The 9,434-nt window shown below is 57.5% G+C and carries 8 protein-coding genes; 5 read left to right on the forward strand and 3 right to left on the reverse strand.

The features are described from left to right. Nucleotides 1–15: 15 nt before the first annotated feature. Nucleotides 16–879, reverse strand: coding sequence for a 2-phosphosulfolactate phosphatase (locus VMJ32_09650; protein HTQ39282.1), 864 nt, complete (start codon nt 877–879; stop codon nt 16–18). 171 nt (nt 880–1,050) lie between these two features. Between VMJ32_09650 and ubiE the strand changes: the two genes are divergently transcribed. The 5 genes from ubiE (at nt 1,051) to VMJ32_09675 (ending at nt 6,601) form a co-directional block, all read left to right on the forward strand. Then, nucleotides 1,051–1,761 carry a bifunctional demethylmenaquinone methyltransferase/2-methoxy-6-polyprenyl-1,4-benzoquinol methylase UbiE gene (ubiE, locus tag VMJ32_09655; protein HTQ39283.1) on the forward strand — a complete coding sequence of 237 codons (711 nt, stop codon included), beginning with the start codon at nt 1,051–1,053 and terminating at the stop codon, nt 1,759–1,761. A 2-nt stretch (nt 1,762–1,763) separates the two neighbouring features. Continuing rightward, nucleotides 1,764–2,381 (forward strand): flavin prenyltransferase UbiX, encoded by a 618-nt coding sequence (locus tag VMJ32_09660; GenBank protein HTQ39284.1) that lies wholly within the window; start codon nt 1,764–1,766, stop codon nt 2,379–2,381. Nucleotides 2,382–2,469: 88 nt separating this feature from the next. Continuing rightward, nucleotides 2,470–3,492: a UbiA-like polyprenyltransferase gene (locus VMJ32_09665; GenBank protein ID HTQ39285.1), complete on the forward strand. Its 1,023-nt coding sequence runs from the start codon at nt 2,470–2,472 to the stop codon at nt 3,490–3,492. Nucleotides 3,493–3,912: 420 nt separating this feature from the next. Next, entirely contained in the window at nt 3,913–5,040 is a 1,128-nt protein-coding gene (gene mqnE / locus VMJ32_09670; GenBank protein HTQ39286.1) for an aminofutalosine synthase MqnE, read from the forward strand. Nucleotides 5,041–5,167: 127 nt separating this feature from the next. Beyond that, on the forward strand, nt 5,168–6,601 hold the full coding sequence (locus VMJ32_09675) for a hypothetical protein (protein ID HTQ39287.1): 1,434 nt from the start codon (nt 5,168–5,170) through the stop codon (nt 6,599–6,601). Between the two features lie 25 nt (nt 6,602–6,626). Here VMJ32_09675 and recG read toward each other — a convergent pair whose 3' ends face one another. After that, on the reverse strand, nt 6,627–8,837 hold the full coding sequence (gene recG, locus VMJ32_09680; GenBank protein ID HTQ39288.1) for an ATP-dependent DNA helicase RecG: 2,211 nt from the start codon (nt 8,835–8,837) through the stop codon (nt 6,627–6,629). 142 nt (nt 8,838–8,979) lie between these two features. Then, a partial coding sequence (locus VMJ32_09685; GenBank protein HTQ39289.1) for an ABC transporter ATP-binding protein occupies nt 8,980–9,434 on the reverse strand: 455 nt, incomplete at its 5' end.

Here is a 9,434-nt window from a genome sequence, read left to right on the forward strand (position 1 = left end):
CATGGCAGCATATCGTCATGACGACGGCCTGACAATGCGCCAATGGGCTGCGTCGAACACGGGGACAAAATCGTAAAGATCGATCTCGGAGGCATCAACAATATCCCGAGATAAGCCGACTCCGATTAAATTACTACCCCCTTGCGTATCCTTGAGCACTTCGGCCAGTCGCTGGTTCGCGCGACGGCCCGGCAGACGAATGTTCCCCATGGCATGGCGCCACACGTCGCGGGCCATGCGGGCCTCGTCGTTCATGGCCCCTTCTTCGACAATTCTGCCGGCCAACCTCTCGACCAGCGCCCCTGCAAATAACACATCTTCCCGTGTGACGCGACCGCGGGTGCCGGCGCACAACAAATGAATCGGCCACTCGCCGGTCAACTTGCGCGACACCGCCGAAAAATTCAAAAATGAGCCAATCAGCACTTGCTGCGAAGCGCTGCAAGCCATGAGCGCCTTGGTGCCATTGGTCGTCGTAAAGACGATCGACCGGCCGGCGACCACTTGCGGGGTATATTCGCACGGGGAATTGCCCAGGTCAAAGCCGTCGATCGGCAGACCGCCCCGTTCCCCGCCCAATAACGGTTCAGGCTTTGCCGCACGCATTGCAGGCATCGCGCTGGTTGTAGATCCTATCGTTTCCGCAGCGGCGGCAACCAGAATTTTCTCCGTCGCTGGGCGGCGTCGGCCCAACTCCGCGGCCCGATCTCGTGCCTGTTCGACTTCCGCACAAGCGATCACTTCCCGCGCCCCCGCGGCCAAAGCGGCGGTAATGGTTGTGCTCGCCCGCAGCACGTCGATCACCACGACCACACCGGCGGCCAATTCCTCGGGAGTTGTGAGCGACGGCAGAAAATGAACCGACAACGTGCTATACATGGGTCGTTAAAGAGCGGGCAGACGATGATCAGGCAGGAGAAAAACGAATGATACGATTTTCGCTGTGGGTGAAAAACGGCCCCTGACTGTCGATCTGCAATCGGCTTACACTCTATAAATCATACTGCGTAAACTGACGGTGGGCACGTCTCAGGCAGACAAACTGCGAATATGGCGGTAGATAAATCAGAAACTCGCGTGCGGCGGATGTTTGCGGAAATCGCTCTGCGTTACGATTTCCTCAATCATTTGCTGTCGTTTGGAGTCGATCGGCACTGGCGGCGGCAAACCGTCCGCCGTGTGCCGCTGCAAGGAACCGCGCCAGTGCTTGATTTATGCACCGGCACCGGCGATTTAGCCCTGGCCTATGCTCACCGGATGCCGCTGACGGGCAGCATTATTGGGACCGATTTCTGCCACGAAATGCTAACGATCGGGCGCGATAAAGCCAGCCGCGCAGGTTATGACGGCAGACTGGCTTTCATCGAAGCCGATGCCCAACGGTTGCCATTTCCGGACGATCAATTTCAAATTGTCTGCGTGGCGTTCGGGCTGCGAAACATCACGAACACCGATTTGGGCTTGCGCGAAATGGTGCGCGTGTGCCAGCCGGGGGGGCGCGTGGCTGTGCTGGAATTTTCGATGCCGCGGCTGCAGCCGGTGCGGGGACTCTATCGCTGGTTTTTTCGGCGCGTGCTGCCGAGGGTGGGACAGGCTGTATCCCGTAGTCCCTCGCGGGCCTACAATTACTTGCCGGAAAGCGTCGGCGAGTTTCCCGATGGCGAAGCTTTGTCCGCGCGCATGCAAACGGCGGGCTTGCACCGTGTAGAATTTTGGTCTTTGACCGGCGGCATTGCGACGCTGTATGTGGGGACGAAATAAATATGCAACCTCTGGTTTTGGCCATCACGGGCGCTAGCGGAGTTGTTTATGGCGTGCGGCTGTTGGAAGTGCTCGTGGCGGCGGGGCGAGATGTGTTTTTGACGATCAGCCCGGCGGCGCAATTGGTGCTGGAAACCGAGTTGGGAATTAAGGTCGATTTGGCGCGGTTTTCGGCGGAGGAGTTGCTAAACCGCAAGCGATTGGAGGCGGCGACGATTGATCGGTATCAAAGGCAAATTCATTATTGCCACTTTCAAGATCTCATGGCGCCGATTGCCAGCGGCTCGTTTCTCACCGACGGCATGGTAATTTGCCCTTGCTCAGGCAGCACGCTAGCGGCGGTTGCCCATGCCATGGGGAGCAATTTAATTCATCGCGCGGCCGAAGTGCATTTGAAAGAACGGCGGAAATTGATTTTAATGCCTCGCGAGATGCCACTGTCGCTGCCGCAGATCGACAACCTGCGCAAGGCTGCCGAAGCCGGCGCGGTGGTGTTGCCCGCCAGTCCTGGATTTTATCAGGGGCCAAAATCCGTGGACGACCTGGTCGATTTTGTGGTCGCGCGCATTTGCGACCAGTTGGGAGTCGAGCACCGGTTGACTAGGCGCTGGGGCGTTTAGAAGCGATTAGCAACTAGCAGCTAGCCGGCAGAAGGCTGGCTACTTCGCTTAGCTAATCGCTAGTTGCTAGTCGCTAATTGCTTTCCCGATGTTGACTCGCATTCGTCATATTTTGGAGATGATCCGCTTCAGCCACACGCTGTTTGCGCTGCCGTTTGCGCTGCTGGCAACATTGTTGGCTTGCCGGCTGTTGGGGGCGGAAGCGGCAATTAAACGAGAGGCAATTGCCACTTATGCAACTCCGGTTCACATCATTCTACCCGACGAATTAAAGCTCGCCGATTTGCGACCGCTCCTTCACGAATTTCCGGCAGCTTGCCGGCCAGAGTTTATCTGGCCGTGGATGCGAATTCTCGGCGTGATTTTGTGCATGGTGGCGGGGCGCAGCGCGGCGATGGCGTTCAACCGGCTGGCCGATCGGAAAATTGACGCCCTCAACCCGCGCACGGCGCAGCGGCATTTACCGAGCGGCGTGTTAAGTGTCGGCAGCGTGGCGGCATTTGCGGCGGTGAGCTCGGCGGCATTCATCGCTAGCACGCTGTTGTTTCTGCCGAATCGGTTGCCGCTGTATCTGGCCGTGCCGATGTTGCTGTTTTTGCTCGGCTACAGTTACACCAAGCGGTTCACCATGCTGGCGCACTTTTGGCTGGGCGGCGCGCTGGGGCTGGCGCCGATCATGGCTTGGATTGCCATTCGTGGTGAAAATGTAATGGCAAACTTTTGGGATTTGTTGCCGGTGATTGTGCTGGGAGGGGCGGTGAAAATGTGGGTGGCGGGGTTCGATATCATTTACGCTTGCCAAGATGTCGAGTTCGACCGTGCTCAAAATCTGCACAGCATTCCCGCGCGGTGGGGCGTTAAACGGGCCTTGGACATGGCGGCTACCTGTCACTTGCTGATGGTGGTCCTTCTCTTGGCGCTGCCGCTGGTTTATCCTTTGATAGGCTGGCTATGGTGGGTCGGCGTGGCGGCCATCGCCGTGCTGCTGGTTTACGAACATCGACTGGTGACGCCCGACGATTTAGCCCGCGTGAATATGGCGTTTTTCAACGTGAACGCCGTGGTCAGCGTGGGATTGCTGATTGTCGGTGCGGCCGCAATGTGGGTGTAAGTACCTTAATTCATTTATGAAATTATTCATCAAAATTGTTGCTGGCATATTGGCGCTTGGGGGTTGTGGCTGGGGAATACTGTGTTCCGCTTTTGTATTTGCAAACGGAATAGCGTTCTTGGTATTTGCACCAGGCTATCTGGTAACCCTGGGTTATATCGTTCGGCTTTTCACGTTTCCAAAAATTGGAATACGAATAGCGATTTGGGGTCTATCAGCGACGGTGCAACTTTGTTGGCTAGCCACGATGGGAATGGCTACTGTAGTGGATCTCACCAATAACCGGTCTACTGGAGTAATACCTCTAATTTGGTGGCTTTTCTCTTTCTTTGCTTCGATAATCTGCCTTTTCCTAGACGTCTTCTACGTTGAGTCTAATAGGGCAGAGATTTCTCGCGATCAAATTTTATCGCATTAATCATGGAACAACCAAGCTTTAAAAAAATCTGCGCCAAAGTGGAGGCGGGCCAACGCCTGTCGCTGGAAGACGGCCTGATTCTGTATTCGCCCGAGACGCCATTGAACGAAGTCGGCGAGCTGGCCAACCTGGTGCGCGAACGGAAGAACGGCAACTATGCGTATTACAACATCAATGTGCATTTGAATCCGACGAATGTATGCGTGTACCGCTGCATTTTTTGCGCGTTTCGGTCCGATTTGCGCGAAGCCAAAGGCTATCGGATGAGCGACGAGCAGATTTTGTCCCGCGGCCAAGAAGCGATCGACGCCGGCTGCACCGAAATGCACATCGTGGGCGGGCTGCACCATCAGATGGACTTCGAGTGGTATTTGAATTTGGTCCGAATGCTGCACGACCATTATCCGGCGCTGCATTTGAAGGCGTGGACGGCGGTAGAAATCAATTGGTTTACGCATCTCACCAACCGCAGTGTCCACCAGGTGCTGCAAGAACTGAAAGATGCGGGCTTGGGCAGCCTGCCCGGCGGCGGGGCGGAAATTTTTCATCCCGAAGTGCGCGACCGCATTTGCGAACACAAGGCCGACGCCCACAATTGGCTGGAAATTCATCGCACGTCCCACGAGTTAGGCCTGCGCAGCAATGCCACAATGCTATACGGGCATTTGGAGAACGCGTATCACCGGGTCGATCATTTGCTGCGGCTGCGAGAACTGCAGGACGAAACCGGCGGATTTCAAACGTTCATTCCGCTGGCGTTTCATCCGGAAAACACGAAGCTGTCGCACATCAAAAAACCATCGGCCTTGATGGATTTGCGGACGATGGCCGTGAGCCGGTTGATGCTCGACAATTTCGATCACATCAAGGCCTACTGGATTATGCTCGGCCTGGGCACAGCACAAACGGCGCTGGCATACGGGGCCGACGATTTGGATGGCACCGTGCGGCACGAATTGATTTATCACGATGCCGGCGCCGTCACGCCGGAAGTGCTGTCGGTCGAGCAAATTCGCCGGATGATTGTGGAAGCCGGCCGCGAACCGGTGGAGCGCGACACGCTGTACCACCGTGTGGAGCGCAACGGAAACGCCTGGACCGCCGGCGAGCAAATTCTGGCGGCGCGGTAGGGCTGCAAGGAGGGAGCGGCGCGCATTTTCTTTGTTACACAGCCGTGACACTGCGCCCTGCAGCGATTTGATAGAATCGGTTGGATAAAAACACCAACGCCAGGACACATTTGGAAAGGGCTTTGCCATGAGCCGTTATCCACAGTATGCGAAGATATTTGTGGTAGGCTCGGCGTTCTTTTGGTTTGCCTGTGCGCGGCACTACGCACAGGCAGCCGATACTGGGTCGCAAAATTTTAGCGACAAGCTTGTGGTTCACGAATGGGGCACTTTCACGTCGCTGGAAGACGAAACGGGCCGGTCGCTGGGTGGCATCAATGTCGATGACGAGCCGGCGCCGCCGTTTGTGCATCAGGTGATGCAGTCGTATGCGCTGGTTCCGCAGTATCAAGACTTTTCACGGCAATTGATGCAAGGCGCTCCGGCGCAATATCCGTACGTGACTATACGGCTGGAAACGCCAGTGATGTATTTCTATCCCCCAAAATCGCAGACAGGGCCGCTGGATGTCGACGTGAAGGTGGAATTTCAAGGCGGCTGGCTGACGCAGTTCTATCCGGCGGCTCAGACCGACACGCCGCAGCCGAAAATGTTGGTCGATTTGGAAAAGACCGTCCTCACCCATGACACTCGTAGTTGTTTGGAGTGGAACCATTTGCAAGTGGGCACAACCGGCATCGGCCCGGAAACTGATGAAGCGGTGTGGCTAACGCCCCGGAATGTGCCGGCCGCCAATGTGACCACCAGCGACGGCGAAAGCGAGCGGTATTTGTTTTATCGCGGCGTGGGGCACATCGAATCGCAGCTCGCAGTCAGTTCCGATGCTCAGCGCGGCACTTTGAAGTTGCAACCACGGTTTGGGGAGTTGTTGGAGGCGAACACGCCGCCGGTGATCCGCTATCTGTGGCTGGTGAAAATCAACGATAGCGGAGCAGCAGCATTTCGAAAGCTGGATCCGATTAAAGTTACGGGCATTGGCAATAAACCGGAGGTGACCGTTCCCGGTGATTTTTCGCCGGCCGACTTCGCACCGGAAAATTTGGCCCGTTTGCAACAGGAAATGCACATGGCGCTGGTGGCCGAAGGGCTGTTCGACGAAGAAGCCACGGCAATGCTGAAAACGTGGGAATACTCGTACTTTCGTAGCGGCGGCTGGCGACTGTTCTTCATCGTGCCGAAAGGTTGGACCCAGCATTATTTGCCTCTGACACTTTCACAGCCAGCGGAAATTACGCGCGTGATGATGGGCCGCATTGAACTGATTAGCCCGGAACAACGCAAATTGCTCGGCCAATTGGGAACTTCTCAAATTAGCGATGCGAGTTGGGTCCGATCGATTCCGCCCTCGCCTGCGGCAACAAAATTCTTCTCCGGTCATAGTAACTTCGGCGATTTGGGCGTGCCCATTCCGGCCGATTATCAACTCTATTTGGCGCTGGGCCGATTTCGCAATGCACTGCTTGTTGATGAGGAAGCGCGGCGGCCTTGTCCAGCGCTGGAGAAGTTCATCGCCAATTACGATTTAGCGCCGTTTAAAGTTTCGGCGGCCAAAGATAACTAAAAAGCTAACTAAGCGGCGCTCGGCCTTAACCCACGTCGCCCAAATCGAGTGCCGCGCCGTAGCGGAACAGAACCAACTGACGCAGCCGAGTATGCTCTGGTTGCGCGAGGCCGGGATCGGCGGCGATCAACCGCCGGGCATCTTCGCGGGCTTCGGTTACCACGGCCGAATCGCGCACCAGGTCGGCCAGATAAAACGGCGAGAGGCCATGTTGGCGGGTGCCGATTAAATCGCCGGCGCCGCGCAACTGGAAATCGATTTCGGCCAGTTTGAATCCGTCGGTCGTGTCGACGAAGGCTTGCAGGCGCTGTTGGGCTTCGTCAGTCGGCTGGACTGGATCGTCGCTGCGCTCGCCGGCGAACACGCAGCAATTGCCGGGGAATTTGCCGCGGCAAACACGGCCGCGCATTTGATGGAGCTGAGCGAGCCCGAAGCGGTCGGCGCCCAAAATGGTCATCAGCGTGGCGTTGGGGACGTCGATGCCGACTTCGACGACCGAAGTGGCCACCAGCACCTGAGTGCGACCGGCGGCGAAGTCGTTCAAGGCGGCGTCTTTTTCTTCGGCGGTCATGCGGCCGTGCACCAAACCCAGGCGAAACGCTTCCAACTCGCCGTGGGCCAACTCCTCGAAGGTGGCCTGCAAATTGGCGGTGTCGACATGCGCCGATTCCTCGACCAGCGGCACAATCACGTAACCCTGCCGGCCGTCGTGCAAATGACGCCGGAAAAAATCCCACCACTTTTCGCGGTTTTCCCCTTCGGCCAAATACGTGTGCACCGGTTGCCGGCCGGGCGGACTTTCGGAAATGATCGACACGTCTAAATCGCCAAACAGCGTCATGGCCACGGTGCGGGGAATGGGGGTGGCGGTCATCACCAAATAGTGCGGATCGGCGCCGGCCTGCTTCAATGTGGCCCGTTGTCGTACGCCGAAGCGATGTTGCTCGTCGATCACGACCAAGCCCAACTGCTTGAACTGCGCGTCGCCATACACGATGGCCTGCGTGCCGATGACCAAATCGATTTCGCCCGCCGCCAGCTTTCGCAAAGTTTCTTCGCGCTCCTTCGCCGAGAGGCTGCCGCTGAGCAGGGCCATGCGCACCTGGCTGCCGGCCAGCAGTTTTTGCAGCGTCCGCAAATGTTGGCGGGCCAGCACTTCAGTCGGGGCCATCAAAGCGGCCTGACAACGATGCGCCACGGCCAACAGCATGGCATACACGGCCACCACGGTTTTGCCGCAGCCGACGTCGCCTTGCAGCAGGCGGTTCATCGGCGTGCGGCGGCCCATGTCGGCGGCAATTTCGTCAATCGCTTTCCGCTGCTGGGCGGTCAACTCAAAGGGAAACAGCCGTGTGATGCGAGCGTCGATTTTGGCGCTGGTTTCCAGTGGTGGCGCTTGACGACGAGTTTCTTGCACATTTCGCTTTAGCGCCATCGCCAATTGCAGCACGAACATTTCCTGGTAGATGAATCGGCGGCGCGCCTGCTGAAGCACGTCCTTATTGGTGGGAAAATGAATTTCACGTAGCGCCGTGTGGATGGGCAGCAATTGCTGGGCCGTGAGAAACGGTTGCGGGAACGCTTCCTCCAGCAGTTCGACATAGGCATCCAGGGCCTGCTGCGTGATGTACCGTAGCCCGCTTTGCTTGAGCCCTTCGGTCAGCGAATAAACCGGCAAAATTTCGCCGCGCATTGGGCCCAAGCCCAGGGGTTGCAACCCCTGGGCTTGCGATGTTGCATCGGCTTCCCCCGTGTCGATCCACTGCACGCGGGGATGGCTCATTTCCCAGCGGCCCCCTTTCAGCCGCGGCTTGCCGGAAAGCAACACTTCTTGCCCTTGGCGAAATTTGTCGGCCATGAACGGCATGTTGAACCACAAGGCCCGCAGGTAGCGCGATTCCTGCCGCACCAGCACGCCTAAAATAGAACGGCCCGTGCCCTTGTTTCGCAAATCGATTTCCTCGACCGTGCCGCGGACGCTTTGCAGTTTGTCTTCTTCCAGGGCGTCGATGGTTCGTACATCGCTCAGGTCTTGATAATCGCGCGGAAAGTTGAACAACACGTCGGCCGCCGTGCGCAGGCCAATTCGCTCCATCAGTTTCGCCCGATCGGGTCCAACGCCTTTCAGAAACTGCACGGGGGTGGCAAGGGCTTCGATAGTCGATTTATTCGCCGCGTTCTGGGACGGGGCTGAATGATTGGTGGCGGCCGGCGAAGTGGTTGAAGTGGGGCCCATATTGGCATTGTAGAAAAACCCAGTGGGTCGGGCAGTGGGGAGCCGGCGGCGACCGCTCATAAAGCCGGGCATGGCATGCCCGCTGCGCAAGCTCTATGCCGGCGAAACCATCGTCGGCTTCGTGCGCCATGTGCCAGCAGTTTTATTTTTCTTGCAGTTGGAGCCAGCGTTGTTCGGCTGTTTCTAGCTCGCCGCTCACGGTGGTGAATTCGTGATGCAGGCGTAGGGCCTCGGCGGGGTCGGTGGCGGTCATGAGCTGATCGTGGACGGATTTCTTTTGCGCTTCCAAGCGGGAAATGGTTTTTTCCAGGACGGCTATTTCTTTGCGCTGTTGGCGGTCGTTGCGATGGGGAGGACGGTCCGGATGTTCGGGCGGTTTGTTCGCTTTGTGTGCTAAACCGCTAGCGGATGGTTTGCCGCGTGCAGGTTTGGCCGTTAAGCCGCTAGCGGAGGGCTGGCCGCCCTTTTGCTGCGATTCCGCCGCGTCGATTTCTTGATTGATGGAGTAAAGATAAGCCTCGTAATCGCCGCGGTAGTTCACCACCCGGCCGTCGCGCACTTCGACAATCGACGTGGCCACGCGCTTCAAGAAGTGCC

This window comes from Pirellulales bacterium (genome assembly GCA_035499655.1).
Taxonomy (GTDB): domain Bacteria; phylum Planctomycetota; class Planctomycetia; order Pirellulales; family JADZDJ01; genus DATJYL01.